Origin of the sequence: Allobosea sp. (assembly GCF_017308075.1) — a bacterium.
Classification (GTDB): Bacteria; Pseudomonadota; Alphaproteobacteria; order Rhizobiales; family Beijerinckiaceae; genus Allobosea.
This window is the reverse complement of sequence record NZ_JAFKFX010000038.1, coordinates 113,034-127,737: the sequence shown is the minus strand read 5'-3', so window position 1 is coordinate 127,737 and position 14,704 is coordinate 113,034. Positions and strand designations below refer to the sequence as shown.

Below are 14,704 nucleotides of genomic sequence, written 5' to 3'. Positions count from 1 at the left end.
GTGATCCCGCCGCAGGACTTCGAGACCCTGCTCAAGGCCGGCGCCAGCGCGATCTTCCCGCCGGGAACCGTGATCGCCGACGCCGCCGAAAAGCTCCTCGAGGAACTCAACCAGAAACTCGGATACACCCAGAAATCAGCCGCGGAGTAAGCAGGGCCCCCCGAAGTCAAGGGGCTCCGCGGGGGCATGCGGGCGTCAAGCATGGTGTCCGTCAGATTGTCTCCTCGGCGCTCTCATATTCGCTGTCGGTCCCGCCGAGAGCGAGATATTCGGCGGCCAGGAAGTCGAGCAGGCTGCGCACCGAAGGCAGCAGGCCGCGCCGGGAGGGGAAGGCGGCATGGATGATGCCGGCCTGCGGCGCCCAGTGCGGCAGGATGTCGACCAGCCGGCCGGATTTCAGATCCTGCGGGATCACCATCAGCGGCAGCTGGCCGACGCCGATACCGGCCAGCGCTGCCCGCCGGAGCGCGACCATGTCCTCGGTCACCAATCTCGGCCTGTGCGGGATGATGGCCGTCGCGCCGCCGGGCCCGTCCAGGTGCCATTCATGGCTGGTCCGGGCCGAATCCCAGGCTAGGCTCGGAAGTTCCGAGAGGTCGGCCGGGACCAGGGGGCGCGAGAAGCAGTCGGCGATCAGGGCCGGGCTGGCTACCAGGCGCTGCCTGCTGGTGGCCAGCTTGCGGATCACCAGGTCGCTATCGTCCAGCGGTGGAAAGCGGACCCGGAGCGCGATGTCGAAACCTTCCCGGATCACGTCGACGCGCCGATTGGTGCTTTCGAGATGGACCGTGACCTTGGGATGCTTGCCCATGAAGCGGGCGATCATGTCGGCGATCCGGAAATAGATCAGCGAAGCCGGGCAACTGACCCGCACCACGCCTTGCGGCTCGGCCCGTATCCGTTCGATCGCCTCCTTCGCAGCCTCGGCTTCGACCACCATGGCCAGGCAATGCCGGTAGAATTCGCGGCCGATTTCGGTGACCATGAATTGCCGCGTCGAACGCTGGATCAGGCGTACGCCGAGGCTCTCCTCGAGGAGGCCGATGCGACGGCTGAGCCGCGAACGCGGCAGGTTCAGCTTGCGGGCCGCGGCGGCGAAGCCGTTCTGTTCGACGACATCGACGAAAAGACGGAAGTCGTTGAGGTCCTGCATGTCGTGACCCGTGATCAATGTCCTGAATTCAGGACATTGTATCCCAATCGTCGGTCTACTGCGAGTTTTGTCGCAGATATAGGTTTCTCTTCAGATGGAACGCCCCAGGCGGCCGAAAGGGAGAAAGACCGTGAGACAGCTTCGAGGCATCTACAGCAGCCCGGCGCCGCATTGGGTTGGCGACGGGTTTCCGGTGCGCTCCATGCTCTCGCATGCGGTGCAGGGCGAGCATGTCAGCCCCTTCCTGCATCTCGACCATGCCGGACCGGCCGCGTTCGCGCCAGCCGAGCGGCCGCGCGGCGTCGGGGTGCATCCGCATCGCGGCTTCGAGACCGTGACGATCGTCTATCAGGGCGAAGTCGAGCATCGCGACTCGACCGGTGCCGGCGGCGTGATCGGTCCGGGCGATGTCCAGTGGATGACGGCGGCGTCCGGCATCCTGCACGAGGAATTCCATTCGCAGGACTTCACACGCCGCGGCGGCACGCTCGACATGGTGCAACTCTGGGTGAACCTGCCGGCGAAGCACAAGGATGCCGAACCGGGCTACCAGACGCTGCTCGACCGTGACATCCCCGCGGTAACCCTGCCGGGTGAGGCCGGCCGGCTGCGCGTCATCGCCGGCGACTATCAGGGCCATCGGGGGCCGGCCCGCAGCTTCACGCCGATCACGCTCTGGGACCTGCAGCTGAAGCAGGGCAAGTCGGTCTCGCTCGATCTGCCGGAAGGTCACATGGCGGGGCTCGCCCTGCTGCGCGGAATCGTGCGCGTCAACGGTGCCGCTTCGGCGCATGCGGGGCAGTTCGTCCTGCTCGACCGCGAGGGCGGCGCCATCAGCCTCGCCGCGGAGAGCGATGCCAGCGTCCTGCTGCTCGGCGGCGAGCCGATCGCGGAACCGGTCGCGATGCGCGGGCCCTTCGTCATGAACACGGCCGAGGAACTGAACCAGGCCTTCGCCGATTTCCGGGCCGGCCGCTTCGGGGCGATCCCCGCCTGAGGGCTGCTCGGCCGGAACATTCTGCCTGACGAGGGTCGCGACCAAGCCCGCGCGCGACCTTCGCTCGCCATCGCGTGATGGCGTCCTCAAGCGGGCGGATCAGATGTCAAGCAAGGAGCATGACCATGAGCTACAACCGTCTCGACAAGGACAAGGCTGCCGTATTGCTGGTCGATCATCAGGCCGGTCTTTCATCCCTGGTGCGCGATATCCAGCCGGATTCCTTCCGCAACAATGTGCTGGCGCTGGCCGATATCGCCCAATACTTCAAGCTGCCCTCGGTTCTGACCACGAGCTTCGAGGATGGCCCCAACGGCCCGCTGATGCCGGAGTTGAGGGAGAAGCTGCCGAACGCCCCGTTCATTCCGCGCCCGGGCCAGATCAATGCCTGGGACAATGAGGATTTCGTCAAGGCGGTGAAGGCGACGGGGCGCAAGCAGCTCATCATCGCCGGCATCGTGACCGAAGTCTGCGTCGCCTTTCCGGCTCTTTCGGCTCTCGAGGAAGGCTATGAGGTCTTTGTCGTGACCGATGCTTCCGGCACCTTCAACGAGGTCACCCGCCATTCCGCCTGGGACCGCATGTCCAAGGCCGGGGCGCAGCTGATGACCTGGTTCGGCGTCGCCTGCGAGTTGCACCGCGACTGGCGCAACGATGTCGAGGGGCTGGGCGCTTTGTTCGCCAACCACATCCCCGACTACCGCAACCTGATCAACAGCTACACCACGACCAAGGCGTCGAAGTGAATTTCGGTCCTTGAGCGAGGGCGAGCAGACAGGGCCGGTGTCGTCCCGATGGACACCGCGGCTGTCACCTCCGAGATCCAGAAGACCTGGAACCGCGAGGACGCCCAGGAATGGGCCGGCGTCTACACCAAAATCTTCCCGGCCTATCAGCTGCTGATCGAGAGCCATCTGAAGGCGCAGGAGGTCGAGAAGACTCGCGAGCAGCTCGACTCGGCCCGCAAGTAAGCCGCTGCGGACAAACCCGCTCTCTCGCCCGACGGGGCGCTGGGAGCGAAAGCCCGGCGAGGCATCGACCTCGCCGGGCCATCGCCGTTTCCAGGGGAGGCGGCTTCAGGCGCGCGTGAAACCGGCGAAGAGCCGCGTCACTTCGCGATAGACCTCGCGCTTGAACGGGATGATCAGTTCGGGCGTATCCGCCAGCGGCGCCCAGCGCCAGGAATCGAATTCCGCCTTGTGGCCGCCGGCTGGATTGGCGATGTCGATCTCGTCTTCCTCGCCCTCGAAGCGGAAGGCGAACCATTTCTGCGCCTGGCCGCGATAGCGCCCGCGCCAGGCTTCCTTGCCGATCTCGTGCGGCAGGTCATAGCTCAGCCAGCCCGGCGCCTCGGCCAGCAGCGTGACTGAGGCGACATTGGTTTCCTCGCGGAGTTCGCGATAGGCCGCCTGCAGGGGCTGCTCGCCGGCGTCGATGCCGCCCTGCGGCATCTGCCATTCATGGCCGGGGGCGACATGCTCGCGCTGGCTGCGATTGGCGCGGCGGCCGAGGAAGACCAGGCCTTCGCGGTTGAACAGGGCAAGGCCGACACAGGGCCGGTAGCCGGCGGGCGGTTTGGTCGTCATCTCAGGGAGCCGGTGCTCGAAGGGTTGCGGAAGCCGCGCGCGGCGCTGACCGGCACGATGACGAGGCCCTTGGCCTCGAGGGTTCTTGCCCAGCGCGTGATGCGTTCGATCGTGACGGGCAGTGCGCTCGCGGTCGCGACCGCGACGCCGTTCTCGCGGGCGAGCGTCTCCAGCCGCTGCAGCTCCTTGTCGATGGCATCGGCACGGGGTGCGCCGTCGAGGGCAAGATCGGCCTTGAGCGCCGGAATCTGTGCCCGCGTTGCCGCCGGGGCGAGCTGGCTGCGCGCCGAGGAGCCGTCATCGACCACCATCAGGCCGCGGCCTGCGACCTCGCGCAGCAGCGGCGTCAGGGCGGCGTCGTCCGCCGTCAGGCGACCGCCGAGAAAATTGACGATGCCGACATAGCCGGTGAAGCGCCCGAACGCCCATTGCAGCCGGTCGAGATTATCGGCGCCCTTCGGGCCGGTGAGCAGGGTGTGCGGGCCCGGATCGTTGTCCGGATAGTCGAAGGGCTCCATCGGTACCTGCAGGAAGACCTCGTGGCCTTCGGCGCGGGCGCGGGCAGCGGTCTTCTCGAGATCGGCGCCATAGGGCGCGAAGGCGAGGGAGACGGCGCCGGGCAGGCGCGCGATCGCCTCGCTGGTCGAGCTCTGGCTGATGCCGAGGCCGCCGACCATGATCGCGATGCGGCCGGCGGGCTTGGTTGCGGGGGCGGGGCCGAGCGGGCGGGCATAGACCTGCGCCGGCGTCGCGCCATCGGGGCCGACCTTGGGCAGGTAGCCATGGCGGGTTCGCTCGATCAGCCGCTTGTCGGGCGCGGCGGCGAGCCTGACCGCACCATCGTCGGGCACGGTGATGACGATGGCACCCGGCGCGTCCGAGCCCGGCCTGACCACGGTGACGCCGGATTCGGTCTCGAGCTGGCGGGCGCTGGCAGGACCATGGGACTCCTCCATGCGGCCGCTCTGGGGGATGGCTGCGGCGATTTCGGGTGCCGGCGCCCTTTCGCGGATGGCGGCGGTCGCTATGGGCTCGCCGCCATCGGGATCGCGGCGCAGGCCAGCGTAGAGCGTCAGGGCGGCGAAGATCAGGAGCAGCGTGCCCGCGAGCCCGAGCGACAGCCAGCGTCCGACCGGCAGGCGCGGGCGCGCACGCCGTTTCCGGCCGAGAGGCTGGTCGAGTTCGCTGAGCGGCATTCCGGCCAAGAAGCCGTCCTCGCTGATTGGGCGCGGACGCGAATCAGTCCGCAGCCCAGAGTCGGATGATTCGGAGCGAAATCAACCGGCAATCAGCCGCATCGGCGATAAAGCCTCGCCGCGCCGGTTACGGCGCGGCGGCGTTCAATGACGGCCCGGCCAGGCTCAGTTGGGCTTCGGCGCGTCCGCCGGCGCGGGCTCGGCCTTGGGTGCCGGTGCGGGCGCAGCTGCGGTGGCGTCCTTCTTGACCCCGCGCAGCAGGTTCAGCGCCGCGATCAGCTGCGTGTCCTTGGTCGCATCGGCCGGGACGTAGGACGCCGAGCCGGACTGCTCTTCCTTGCCGTCACCCGACTTCAGATGGCCCTTCAGCGAGGCCTCGCCCTTGTTCTCGACCTTGTCCTTCAACTCGGCCGGGACGTCCTGGATGATCTCGATGTCGGGCGTGATGCCCTTGGCCTGGATCGAGTTGCCGGACGGGGTGTAATAGCGCGCCGTGGTCAGGCGCAGGCCACCCTGGTCGCCGAGCCGGATCACGGTCTGCACCGAGCCCTTGCCGAAGGAGCGCGAGCCCATGACGGTGGCGCGCTTGTGGTCCTGCAAGGCGCCGGCGACGATCTCCGCCGCCGAGGCAGAGGAGCCGTTGATCAGCACCACGACCGGCTTGCCCTTGGTCAGGTCGCCGGCCTTGGCGTTGAAGACCTGGGTCTCCTCGGCGTTGCGACCGCGGGTCGAGACGATCTTGCCACGCTCGAGGAAGGCGTCCGAGACCAGCACCGACTGGTCGAGACGGCCGCCGCGATTATTGCGGAGATCGATGATGTAGCCCTTGAGCTTGTCGGCGCCGATCTCGGCGTTGAGCTTCTCGATGCTCTTGCGCAGGCCCTCATAGGTCTGCTCGCTGAAGGTACCGATGCGGACATAGCCGACATCGCCCTCGACGCGCTCCTCGACCGCCGGCACCACGATATTGGACCGGGTGAGGGTGAACTCCAGCGGCTCGGACTTGGCGCGCTCGATCTTGAGCTTGACCTGGGTGTTGATGATGCCGCGCATCTTCTCGACGGCCTGGTTCAGGCTGAGGCCCTTGACCTCCTCGCCGTCGATCTGGCGGATGATGTCGCCGGCCAGGATGCCGGCCTTGGAGGCGGGCGTGTCGCGGATCGGCTTGGCGACCTTGAGGACGCCGTCCTCCATGGTGACCTCGATGCCGAGGCCGCCGAACTGGCCGCGCATGTCGATGTCCATGTCGCGGAAGCTCTTGGCGTCCAGGAAGGCTGAATGCGGGTCGAGCGAGGAGACCATGCCGTTGATGGCGGCCTCGATCAGCTTCTGCTCATCCGGCTTCTCGACATAGTCGGTGCGAATCTTCTCGAAGATGTCGCCGAACAGGTTGAGGCTGCGATAGACTTCCGCGGAGGCCGCGACCGCGCTGGTCGAGGAGAGCAGGCCCGTTTGCGTCGCGAGGCCGGTGAGGCCGGCGCCGGCGATCGCGCCTGCGAGAACGAGAGAGACCTTGCGCATCATCCGCGAACCTTTTCGCTTTGCGGTTTTTTCCACCAGGGCGTCGGGTCGATCGAGACGCCGTCTTTCCTGAATTCGACATAGAGAACCGGCTCGCCGGCTCCCGCTCCAACATTCGCCGCCGCCGCTTCGGCAGTCTCGCCCATCACCGCTACCGGTTCGCCGGCGAGCACGAACTGATTGAGCGATACATCGATACGCTGCATGCCCGCCAGAAGGATATAGTAACCATTGCCGGCATTCAGTATCAAGAGTTGGCCAAAGGACCGGAACGATCCGGCATAGACCACCCAGGCATCGGAAGGTGACGAAACAACGGCATTCGGGCGGGTGGAAAGCGATATTCCCCGCGTCGCGACTCCGAGCTCGTCATTAACGCCGAATCCACGCAATTGTGATCCTGCCACGGGCAGCGGGAGCATGCCCCGAGCCTCCGCGAAGGCGATTTTCGGGGCGAGCCGCGCCGGGTCGCGGAAGGCGAGCGCGGCCATGCGTTGACGCTGTTCGCGGGTCTCGTTCTCGAGCGCCTGACGGGCCGCCTCCGCGGCGCGGTTGGCGACCGAGATCTCCTTCTCCATGCGCTCGACGAAGTCGCGCAGCGTCTTGGCCTGCGCCGCCAGCGCGCCGGCGGCTCCGCGCTGGGTCTCGATGTCCCGGGCGGCGCTGGTCTCGCGCTCGCGCCTGGCTTCGACCAGGGAGGCGAGGCGCTGGCGTTCGCCGGCCAGTTGCTCCATCTCGCTGCCGATCGCCTTGCGCTCGCCGGCGATGCCCTCGCGCAGGCGGACCAGCTCGCCGAGATCGGTGGCGAGAATGGTGATCTCCTGGCGCAGATCAGGCACGACCGCACCGAGCAGCATCGAGGCGCGGACGGCTTCGAGGATATCCTCGGGCCGGACGAGCACGGCCGGTGGTGGACGGTGGCCGATGCGCTGCAGGGCGGCGAGCACCTCGCCGATCAGCCCGCGCCGGCTCTCGAGCGAGCGCCGGATCGCGGCCTCGCTGTTCTGGAGCAGGGCGAGCCGCTGCTCGAGCGCGGCGATGCGGGCCTCGGCGCCTTGCGTCTTGGCGGTGGTCTCGAGCAGCGCGGCATTGAGGCGGGCGCGGTCGGCTCGGATGCCGGCGATCTCGGCCTCGAGCTTGGCACGGGCCTCGGCATTGCCGGCGAGCCGCTCCTCGATCGCCTTGAGCTCGCTTTCGCGGGTGCGCTTCTCCAGCTGTTTCTGTTCGGCTTCCCGGGAAAGCTGCTGCTGCTCGGGTGGCTCGGCTTCCTGGCCGATGGCGCTCCCGGCTGCGAGGCAGACACTCAGCAGCAGCGGCCAGAGCGTCTGCCGGCGGGAACGGTCACGAATCGGCCGGTGAGGACGGGTCATGCGCGATGATAAGGATGTCCGGACAGGATCGTCATCGCCCGATAGAGCTGTTCGAGCGCCAGAGCGCGGACAATCTGGTGCGGGATGGTGAGCGCGCCGAAGGACAGAACCAGTCCGGCCCGGGCTCGCAGTTCCTCGGCGAGCCCGTCAGCGCCGCCGATCAGCAAAGTGGCGGCCGGCGTTCCGGCATCGCGGGCGGCGGCAAGGCGTCCGGCGAAGGCTTCGCTGCCGAAGCTCTTGCCGCGTTCGTCGAGCGCGATGACCAGCCCGGCCGGCAGACGCTCGCCGATCAGCCGGGCTTCCTCGCTGCGGCGCTCTTCGCTGCGACGGCCACGGCTTTCGGCGATCTCAAAGAGGTCGGGGCCGGAGAAGCCCAGATTCCGCGAAAGCCCGGTGGCGCGCTCGTGATAGCGCGTGCAGAGATCTCGTTCGGGCCCGTCCTTGAGACGGCCGACGGCGATGATCGAAAGGCGCATGGAAGGCCGGCTTCAGAGCCGGGAGCGTTCAGCCGGCAGCCCGAAGCCCCGCCAGCTGAAAGCTGCAGCCGTCTCTTTCCGAGGAACTGGAGCGGGTTTCATCAGAAAGACCGGTTCCCACTCTTTCGCATCCCGCTCTAGCCGACCAAGCGCTCATGCGGCCGGTCGGCGCCCCACATCTTCTCGAGATTGTAGAACTGGCGCACTTCCGGACGGAAGACGTGGATGATGATGTCGCCGGTGTCGATCAGCACCCAGTCGCAGGCCGGCATGCCCTCGACCTTCGGCGTGGCATGGCCCGCCTGCTTGAGCTTCTCGACGAGGCTTTCCGCGATTGCCGCGACATGACGGTTGACCGTGCCCGATGCGATGATCATGGCGTCGGCCAGGGAAGTCTTTCCAACGAGGTCGATGACCGTGATGTCCTCGGCCTTCATGTCGTCGAGGACCTGGAGCGCGAGGGTTACGCCGGCAGCGGCCGGATGATCGACTGCGATTGCCGGCGAAAGCGGCTCGGAGCCTGTTTCGCCGAGGGTTTGACGGGTCAGAGCCGTGTCCTCATATGACGACGCGCTCATGGCGCGACTGGGCCAATCTACGCGCGCAACGCCCATAATTCAATTGTTTTCGGCGTTTTCGCGCAATTGCGTCGAGGACAGATCCGAGCGCCTGCCGTGCAGGAAGATCCAGGCTGGCGGGGTTCTGACGGCGAGCGCGCCGCCCTGATTCTCGGGCAGGCGCCAGCGCGCCAGCCAGTTTCCGGCCGGAGAGGACACCGAGCGATGGGTCGTTCCCGGCCGGTCGATCACAGCGATCGGCATCATCCGGGCGATGGCGCGCCATTCGTTCCAGCGATGGAAGCTGGCGAGGTTGTCCGAACCCATGATCCAGACGAAGCGCACACCCGGGCAGCGCCGCTTCAGGGCGCGCAGCGTATCGGCGGTGTAGCGGGTGCGCAGGCCGGCCTCGATGCCGGTGATGTGGATGCGGCCATGGTCGGCGAGGTTGCGGGCGAAGGCGATGCGCTGCGCCAGAGGCGGCAGGGCGCGATTGTCCTTCAGCGGGTTTCCCGGGCTGACCAGCCACCAGACGCGGTCTAGCTGGAGCCGGCGCAGGGCCGTCAGGCTCGCCATCCGGTGCCCGTCATGGGCCGGATTGAAGGAGCCGCCGAACAGGCCGATGCGCAGGCCGGGCGCGTAGGGCGGCAGGCGCAGGTCCTCGGTGCTCACGGGCGGGTCTGGCCCCGGCCGTGCACCCGGTATTTGAACGAGCAGAGCTGCTCGACCCCGACCGGACCGCGCGCATGCATGCGCCCGGTGGCGATGCCGATCTCGGCCCCGAAGCCGAATTCGCCGCCATCCGCGAACTGGGTCGAGGCATTGTGAAGGACGATCGCCGAATCGACCTCGGCGAGGAAACGCTGCGCCGCGCCCTCGTCCCCGGTGACGATGGCATCGGTGTGGTGGGAGCCGTAGCGCTCGATATGCTCGATCGCGGCGTCGAGGCCGGGGACGACCTTCGCCGCGATGATGCGGTCGAGATATTCGGTGCCCCAGTCCTCCTCGCTCGCCGGGGTGACGCGCGGATCGGCGGCCTGGCAGGCCGCATCGCCGCGCACCGCACAGCCGGCGTCGAGCAGGTCGGAGAGCAAGGGCTTCAGATGCGTGGTGGCGCAGGCCTCGTCGACGAGCAGGGTCTCCGCCGCGCCGCAGACGCCGGTGCGGCGCAGCTTGGCGTTGAGCAGGATCTCCTCCGCCATCGGCAGATCGGCCGCGCCATGGACATAGAGGTGGCAGTTACCGTCGAGATGGGCGAAGACCGGCACGCGCGCATCGGACTGCACGCGCGCGACCAGGCTCTTGCCGCCGCGCGGCACGACGACGTCGACATTGCCGTCGAGCCCGGCGAGGATCTCGCCGACGGCGGCGCGGTCACGGCTGGGCACGAGCTGGATCGCATCGCGCGGCAGGCCGGCGGCGGAAAGGCCATCCTGCATCGCAGCGGCGATTTCACTCGAGGTCCGGAAGCTGTCGGAGCCGGCTCGCAGGATCGCGACATTGCCACTCTTCAGGCACAGCGCGCCGGCATCGGCGGTGACATTGGGGCGGCTTTCGAAAATCACGGCGACGACGCCGAGTGGGGTCGCGACACGCTCGAAGAACAGGCCGTTCGGCTGCGTCCAGCTCGCCAGCACGCGGCCGACGGGGTCAGGCAGGGCGGCGATGCCGGCTACGGCCTCGGCGACCGCGGCGAGGCGGTCTTCGTCGAGCGCGAGCCGGTCGAGATAGGCCGCGTTCTGGCCGGCGGCGCGGGCCTCGTCGAGATCCTGCCGGTTGGCGGCGAGGATCGCGGCCGAGCGCGCCTGCAGCGCCGTGGCGATGGCGCGCAGGGCCTCGTCGCGCCGGGAACCCGGAGCCGAGGCGAGCTGTCTCGCGGCAGCCCGCGCTCGCTTGCCGAGCTCGCGCATCAGGGTCACGACCTCGCCGTTTTCATTGCTCGCCTCGGGCCGGTGCGCGGCGCTCTTGCTAGTCATGATCCGGTCGTGCCCACTCAGTCGGCGCGATCGTAGCCGAGGCGCAGCGCCATGTCGTCCCGGTGTATCATCTCGGCCCGGCCGGGATAGCCCAGCACAGCGGCGATATCGCGGGAGGCCTTGCCGAGGACGCGCCCGGCCTCGTCCGCATCATAGGCGACCAGGCCGCGGCCGAGCTCGCTGCCGTCGCCGGCGCGGATCACCACAGCGTCCCCGCGGCTGAAATTGCCTTCGATGCGGGTGACGCCGACCGGCAGCAGGCTGGCGCCGCCGCGCAAGGCCCGGGCAGCACCTTCGTCGACATGCAGCGCGCCGCGCGGCTCGAGCGTCCCGGCGATCCAGGTCTTGCGCGCCGTCGCCGGTGTCGAGCCGCTGAGAAACCAGGTGCAGCGGCCGCCCTGCGCGACCTGGCGGAGCGGGTTCTTGCCGCGCCCGTCGGCGATCAGCATATGGGCGCCGCCGGCGGTGGCGATCTTGCCGGCCTCGATCTTGGTGCGCATGCCGCCGCGCGAGAGTTCGGAGGCGGCGCCGCCGGCCATCGCCTCGATCGCGGGCGTGATCGTCGGCACCACCGGGATGAGCTGTGCGTCGGGGTTGGACTGTGGTGGGGCCGTGTAGAGCCCGTCGATGTCGGAAAACAACACGAGCAGGTCGGCGCCGGCCATGGTCGCCACCCGCGCCGCCAGCCGGTCATTGTCGCCATAGCGGATCTCGGAGGTGGCGACGGTGTCGTTCTCGTTGATCACCGGCACGGCGCGCAGGTCGAGCAGGCGGCCGAGCGTGGCGCGGGCGTTGAGATAGCGGCGGCGCTCCTCGGTATCGGCGAGGGTGAGCAGGACCTGGCCGGCGACGAGGCCGTGATGGCCGAGCGATTCGGCCCAGTTGCGCGCCAGCGCGATCTGGCCGATCGCGGCTGCGGCCTGGCTCTCCTCGAGCTTGAGCGCGCCAGCCGGCAGCTTGAGTACGGTCCGGCCGAGTGCGATCGCGCCCGAGGAGACGACCAGGACATCGGTGCCGCTCGCATGCAGCTCGGCGAGGTCCTCGGCGAGTGCCGCGAGCCAGGCATGGCGCAGCCGGCCACCGGCGCGATCGACGAGCAGTGAGGAGCCGACCTTGACGACGATGCGGCGGAACTGGTGGAGGGCGGGAGTGCTCACGCGGGTGGACCGGGGCGGGCGGGACGGGGAGAGACGAGTACCAACGGGTTCCGTCTTGGCGAAATCGCGGCGGTTGTAAAGCGCTACGACGTCTGCGGCGGCGCTAGCGACCGGTGTTTGCGGGAGGCTGCGCCGCGCCGAGCGCATGGCGGGTACTGCTCCGACATCGCGCAAGCGGACCCGGTCACCATGCCGCAACCGGGTCCGCCGGAGGGCGGGGCGGGCTGGCCGGGCAGCCGGGTCCGGGCGGAGTAATCCAGCGCGAACAAGGGCTTCGCCCTCGAGGCGTCCGTGTGTCGCGGACGCTGCGTTACCCGGTTCCGGCGACGCCGATTCGGCGGGTCGTGGCGCCTCCGCTGAGCTCCTTCCGGGGCGAAGCTTGCAAAAAAGGCGGCTAATTGCCACTTCCAGTGAAGGATGGACTGGCGTTTGCGGTCTTAGTCTGCTACCGCACCGCGCAGATCGCGGGCCTGCCGACTGCTTGGCCCCTCCAATCCAGTCTCTTGTCAGGAGCAATGCATGCAGGTTCTCGTGCGCGACAACAATGTCGACCAGGCCCTCCGAGTTCTGAAGAAGAAGATGCAGCGCGAGGGCGTGTTTCGCGAGATGAAGCGCCGGGCCGCCTATGAGAAGCCGTCGGAGCAGCGCGTCCGCGAGAAGGCCGACGCCGTTCGTCGCGCTCGCAAGCTCGCCCGCAAGCAGGCTCAGCGCGAAGGCCTGATCGCCGCGCCGAAGCCGAAGGTGCCGCGGCCCCGCCCTGGCGTCGCAGCCGCCCCGCGTTGATCTCAGTACAAATCTCCCGCGATTTGCCGTAAGCGGCTCCCGCCTACGGCAGCCTCGCCCCGTGTAAGCAAAGAGAAGCGAAACCTTGAAGAATCCGAACGACCGCCATTTCACTGATCGCCAGGCCAATTCCGCGAATGCGAAGAAGGCCCTGCTGGAGCGCTTCAAGGCGCGACCCGGCCCGGACGATCCCGTGATGGTGCAGCGTCGGGCCGAGCGCGAGGCGATCGCGGTGGCGCGGGCCGAGCGCGAGGCCAAGAAGGAGGCTGAGCGCCTGGAGCTGGAGCGCCTGGCGGCGATCGAGCGGGCTGCCCGCGAGGAGGCCGAGCGCATCGCCGAGGCCGAGCGCGAGGCGATCCGCAAGGCCGAGCAGGCCAAGCGCGATGCGGAGCGTCCGCGCCGCGTCCTGCTTGAGGCCGTCCAGTACATGGAAATGCGCGTCGCCGGCAAAGGCCGTCGCTGAGTCTTGCACTGTCGCCGCAGAGGCGGCGAGAACTCCAGAGTTTCTTGACGAAAACCCGCCCGGCCATGCCCGGCGGGTTTTTTACATGACGACGACCTGAATGCTTTCTTTGCGTCATCTTGAGTGCGCCCTGCAGTAAAATATGCGCCCGAGGTGTTTTGTTTCCGCCTGGGAACAGCACTCATTCCCCGGCGGCTTTAGTCCTTCGACTAATTTCCCCTTGCCTTACGCTCTAGACCACGAAACTCTGGTCTCAGGCCATCAGAGCCGCAATCAAATGCACGCCGGTCGAACGGCGCAGCTTCTGGGGAGAGAACCATGACTTCCGAACCGACGAAGACGCGCGCCAGCCGGCGCAACTTCCTCAAGGTCGCCGGGCTTGCCGGGGCAGGCGCGGTCGCCATGCCCCAGGTCAGCCGGGCGCAGACGGTCACCTGGAAATTCCAGTCGACCTGGCCGACCAAGGACATCTTCCACGAATTCGCCGGCGACTTCGCCAAGCGCGTCAACGACATGTCCGGCGGCCGGCTGAAGCTCGACGTGCTCGCCGCCGGTGCGGTCGTGCCGGCCTTCCAGATGCAGGACGCTGTCGCCGCCGGCATCCTCGATGGCGGCCACGGCGTCTCGGCCTATTGGTACGGCAAGAACAAGGCCTTTTCGCTGTTCGGCACGCCGCCGGCGCTGGGCTGGGACGCCACCAACTTCCTCGGCTGGATGAATTATGGCGGCGGCTACGATCTCTACAACGACCTCGTTCAGAACCAGCTCAAGCTCAATCTGGTCGGTTTCTTCTCGGGGCCGATGCCGTGCCAGCCGCTCGGCTGGTTCAAGAAGGAGCTGAAGACCGCCGACGACTTCAAGGGCCTCAAATACCGCACCGTCGGGCTCGCGGCCGATCTGAAGCGCGAAATGGGGGCCGCGGTCACCATCCTCGCCGGCGGCGAGATCGTACCGGCGCTGGAGCGTGGCGTGATCGACGGGGCGGAGTTCAACAACCCGTCCTCCGACTCGATCCTCGGCTTCCAGGACGTCGCCAAGGTCTACATGCTGCAGAGCTACCATCAGGCGGCGGAGAGCTTCGAACTGCTCTTCAACAAGACCAAGTTCGATGCCCTGGCGCCGGAGCTCAAGGCGATGGTGAAGTTCGCGGCCGAATCCGCGTCCTCCGACATGAACTGGAAGGCGCTCGACCGCTACTCCAAGGACATCGAGGCCTTGCGCGCCAAGGGCGTCAACGTGGTCTCGACGCCGGAGGCGATCCTGAAGGCGCAGCTCGCGGCCTGGGACAAGGTGCTGGAGAAGCTTGGCGGCGAGAACGCCTTCTTCAAGAAGGTGGTGGATTCCCAGAAGGACTGGGTCAAGCGCACCGTTTCCTTCCAGCGGCTCAACGAGCCGTCGCGCGACCTCGCCTTCAACCACTTCTTCAAGAGCTGATCTCGCTCGCACGATGAGAAGACACCCGCCGCCCT

At 67.8% G+C, this 14,704-nt stretch carries 16 protein-coding genes; 6 read left to right on the top strand and 10 right to left on the bottom strand.

What is annotated here, in order from left to right:
* Positions 1-211: 211 nt before the first annotated feature.
* Positions 212-1,153 carry a LysR family transcriptional regulator gene (locus J0J10_RS20050; protein ID WP_291648582.1) on the bottom strand — a complete coding sequence of 314 codons (942 nt, stop codon included), beginning with the start codon at positions 1,151-1,153 and terminating at the stop codon, positions 212-214.
* A 130-nt stretch (positions 1,154-1,283) separates the two neighbouring features.
* On the opposite strand from J0J10_RS20050, the gene J0J10_RS20045 reads away from it, so the two are divergent.
* The 3 genes from J0J10_RS20045 (at position 1,284) to J0J10_RS20035 (ending at position 3,121) form a co-directional block, all read left to right on the top strand.
* Positions 1,284-2,150, top strand: a complete 867-nt coding sequence (locus tag J0J10_RS20045) for a pirin family protein (protein WP_291648580.1) — start codon at positions 1,284-1,286, stop codon at positions 2,148-2,150.
* A gap of 119 nt (positions 2,151-2,269) precedes the next feature.
* On the top strand, positions 2,270-2,896 hold the full coding sequence (ycaC, locus tag J0J10_RS20040) for an isochorismate family cysteine hydrolase YcaC (RefSeq protein ID WP_365878110.1): 627 nt from the start codon (positions 2,270-2,272) through the stop codon (positions 2,894-2,896).
* 48 nt (positions 2,897-2,944) lie between these two features.
* Positions 2,945-3,121 carry a hypothetical protein gene (locus J0J10_RS20035; RefSeq protein WP_291648579.1) on the top strand — a complete coding sequence of 59 codons (177 nt, stop codon included), beginning with the start codon at positions 2,945-2,947 and terminating at the stop codon, positions 3,119-3,121.
* Between the two features lie 105 nt (positions 3,122-3,226).
* On the opposite strand, the gene J0J10_RS20030 is transcribed toward J0J10_RS20035, so the two are convergent.
* From J0J10_RS20030 to proB, 9 genes are all read right to left on the bottom strand, one after another.
* On the bottom strand, positions 3,227-3,736 hold the full coding sequence (locus J0J10_RS20030; protein ID WP_291638975.1) for an RNA pyrophosphohydrolase: 510 nt from the start codon (positions 3,734-3,736) through the stop codon (positions 3,227-3,229).
* Positions 3,733-4,932 carry a divergent polysaccharide deacetylase family protein gene (locus tag J0J10_RS20025; RefSeq protein ID WP_291648600.1) on the bottom strand — a complete coding sequence of 400 codons (1,200 nt, stop codon included), beginning with the start codon at positions 4,930-4,932 and terminating at the stop codon, positions 3,733-3,735. The genes J0J10_RS20030 and J0J10_RS20025 overlap by 4 nt, the downstream gene beginning before the upstream one ends.
* Before the next feature lie 165 nt (positions 4,933-5,097).
* Positions 5,098-6,453 (bottom strand): S41 family peptidase, encoded by a 1,356-nt coding sequence (locus J0J10_RS20020; RefSeq protein WP_291648577.1) that lies wholly within the window; start codon positions 6,451-6,453, stop codon positions 5,098-5,100.
* A complete protein-coding gene (locus J0J10_RS20015) occupies positions 6,453-7,823 on the bottom strand; it encodes a murein hydrolase activator EnvC family protein (protein WP_291648575.1) in 1,371 nt (456 codons plus the stop codon). The genes J0J10_RS20020 and J0J10_RS20015 overlap by 1 nt, the downstream gene beginning before the upstream one ends.
* Complete coding sequence (rlmH, locus tag J0J10_RS20010; protein ID WP_291648574.1) at positions 7,820-8,299, bottom strand: 23S rRNA (pseudouridine(1915)-N(3))-methyltransferase RlmH; 480 nt, start codon at positions 8,297-8,299, stop codon at positions 7,820-7,822. Before rlmH ends, J0J10_RS20015 begins: the two co-directional genes overlap by 4 nt.
* A 137-nt stretch (positions 8,300-8,436) precedes the next feature.
* Positions 8,437-8,877 (bottom strand): ribosome silencing factor, encoded by a 441-nt coding sequence (rsfS, locus tag J0J10_RS20005; protein WP_465247228.1) that lies wholly within the window; start codon positions 8,875-8,877, stop codon positions 8,437-8,439.
* A 39-nt stretch (positions 8,878-8,916) separates the two neighbouring features.
* Positions 8,917-9,528 carry a nicotinate-nucleotide adenylyltransferase gene (locus J0J10_RS20000; protein WP_291638981.1) on the bottom strand — a complete coding sequence of 204 codons (612 nt, stop codon included), beginning with the start codon at positions 9,526-9,528 and terminating at the stop codon, positions 8,917-8,919.
* Positions 9,525-10,766, bottom strand: coding sequence for a glutamate-5-semialdehyde dehydrogenase (locus J0J10_RS19995; protein WP_291648597.1), 1,242 nt, complete (start codon positions 10,764-10,766; stop codon positions 9,525-9,527). The genes J0J10_RS20000 and J0J10_RS19995 overlap by 4 nt, the downstream gene beginning before the upstream one ends.
* An 83-nt stretch (positions 10,767-10,849) precedes the next feature.
* Entirely contained in the window at positions 10,850-11,989 is a 1,140-nt protein-coding gene (proB, locus tag J0J10_RS19990; RefSeq protein WP_291648572.1) for a glutamate 5-kinase, read from the bottom strand.
* 519 nt (positions 11,990-12,508) lie between these two features.
* Between proB and rpsU the strand changes: the two genes are divergently transcribed.
* The 3 genes from rpsU (at position 12,509) to J0J10_RS19975 (ending at position 14,669) form a co-directional block, all read left to right on the top strand.
* Positions 12,509-12,772 (top strand): 30S ribosomal protein S21, encoded by a 264-nt coding sequence (gene rpsU / locus J0J10_RS19985; RefSeq protein ID WP_291638983.1) that lies wholly within the window; start codon positions 12,509-12,511, stop codon positions 12,770-12,772.
* 85 nt (positions 12,773-12,857) lie between these two features.
* Positions 12,858-13,235: a DUF6481 family protein gene (locus tag J0J10_RS19980; RefSeq protein WP_291638984.1), complete on the top strand. Its 378-nt coding sequence runs from the start codon at positions 12,858-12,860 to the stop codon at positions 13,233-13,235.
* Between the two features lie 318 nt (positions 13,236-13,553).
* Positions 13,554-14,669, top strand: coding sequence for a TRAP transporter substrate-binding protein (locus tag J0J10_RS19975; protein WP_291648570.1), 1,116 nt, complete (start codon positions 13,554-13,556; stop codon positions 14,667-14,669).
* The last annotated feature ends 35 nt before the right edge of the window (positions 14,670-14,704 follow it).

Excerpts from the sequence above, each read along its gene's own strand:
- J0J10_RS20030 (WP_291638975.1), bottom strand. The coding sequence starts at position 3,736 with ATGACGACCAAACCGCCCGCCGGCTACCGGCCCTGTGTCGGCCTTGCC.
- J0J10_RS20020 (WP_291648577.1), bottom strand. The coding sequence starts at position 6,453 with ATGCGCAAGGTCTCTCTCGTTCTCGCAGGCGCGATCGCCGGCGCCGGC.
- J0J10_RS19975 (WP_291648570.1), top strand. The coding sequence starts at position 13,554 with ATGACTTCCGAACCGACGAAGACGCGCGCCAGCCGGCGCAACTTCCTC.
- J0J10_RS20035 (WP_291648579.1), top strand. The coding sequence starts at position 2,945 with ATGGACACCGCGGCTGTCACCTCCGAGATCCAGAAGACCTGGAACCGC.
- J0J10_RS20015 (WP_291648575.1), bottom strand. The coding sequence starts at position 7,823 with ATGACCCGTCCTCACCGGCCGATTCGTGACCGTTCCCGCCGGCAGACG.
- rpsU (WP_291638983.1), top strand. The coding sequence starts at position 12,509 with ATGCAGGTTCTCGTGCGCGACAACAATGTCGACCAGGCCCTCCGAGTT.
- ycaC (WP_365878110.1), top strand. The coding sequence starts at position 2,270 with ATGACCATGAGCTACAACCGTCTCGACAAGGACAAGGCTGCCGTATTG.
- J0J10_RS20050 (WP_291648582.1), bottom strand. The coding sequence starts at position 1,153 with ATGCAGGACCTCAACGACTTCCGTCTTTTCGTCGATGTCGTCGAACAG.
- J0J10_RS19995 (WP_291648597.1), bottom strand. The coding sequence starts at position 10,766 with ATGCGCGAGCTCGGCAAGCGAGCGCGGGCTGCCGCGAGACAGCTCGCC.
- rsfS (WP_465247228.1), bottom strand. The coding sequence starts at position 8,877 with ATGAGCGCGTCGTCATATGAGGACACGGCTCTGACCCGTCAAACCCTC.
- J0J10_RS20025 (WP_291648600.1), bottom strand. The coding sequence starts at position 4,932 with ATGCCGCTCAGCGAACTCGACCAGCCTCTCGGCCGGAAACGGCGTGCG.
- rlmH (WP_291648574.1), bottom strand. The coding sequence starts at position 8,299 with ATGCGCCTTTCGATCATCGCCGTCGGCCGTCTCAAGGACGGGCCCGAA.